This window comes from Shewanella sp. 1180_01, from assembly GCF_052850535.1.
Map to the genome: position 1 here is coordinate 1 of NZ_VXCT01000184.1, position 521 is coordinate 521.

Consider the following 521-nt stretch of genomic DNA (forward strand, 5'->3'; position numbering starts at 1 on the left):
GCCAATTTGCTTTTACCCGCAGCAGGACTTAAACGGCGTTTAACCGCTGTTTTATTGTTGGTTACAGTAGGTTTAAAGCCCTTTTGTTTAAACACTTCTAGCGCCTGTTCAAGCTCTGGCAAGTTCATTGCCCGCAAGGAATCTTTACCCGTGGCATTTTTCAGCATGGCGCGGTAGATGGCTTCATCGAGCTGCAATGATCCCTTAGCCACATTGATTAAGGTGATCAGGCGCTTCTTGTGTTGAGCGACTGGGTGCGCCTGCGCATTAGTCTGCACAGGGGCTTTTTGATTAGTTTCTAACATTCGTCATCCTCATCGGTTGTCGCACTGGATACTATCTTGATGGCTTTAGGCTGACTCTTAAGCTGCTGCCAATTCGGTGTTGCTGCATTTAAAAAGTTAACAGCCCAAAGCTCACGATCGGCGAGCAGTTCTGCCTTAGTTTTCCCCTTACGAACGGGCCTAACTGGGCAGTTCGCAATGGCATATTTGAGTAAGCGTTTAGCATAGGGTGTCATT

At 47.4% G+C, this 521-nt stretch carries 2 protein-coding genes; both read right to left on the minus strand.

Annotated features, from left to right (window positions below):
• Window positions 1-305 (minus strand): phage protein GemA/Gp16 family protein (locus FW758_RS24785; RefSeq protein WP_446446846.1); only part of this gene is annotated, 305 nt, incomplete at its 3' end.
• Window positions 299-521 (minus strand): hypothetical protein (locus FW758_RS24790; RefSeq protein ID WP_131524992.1); only part of this gene is annotated, 223 nt, incomplete at its 5' end. The genes FW758_RS24790 and FW758_RS24785, both read right to left, overlap by 7 nt.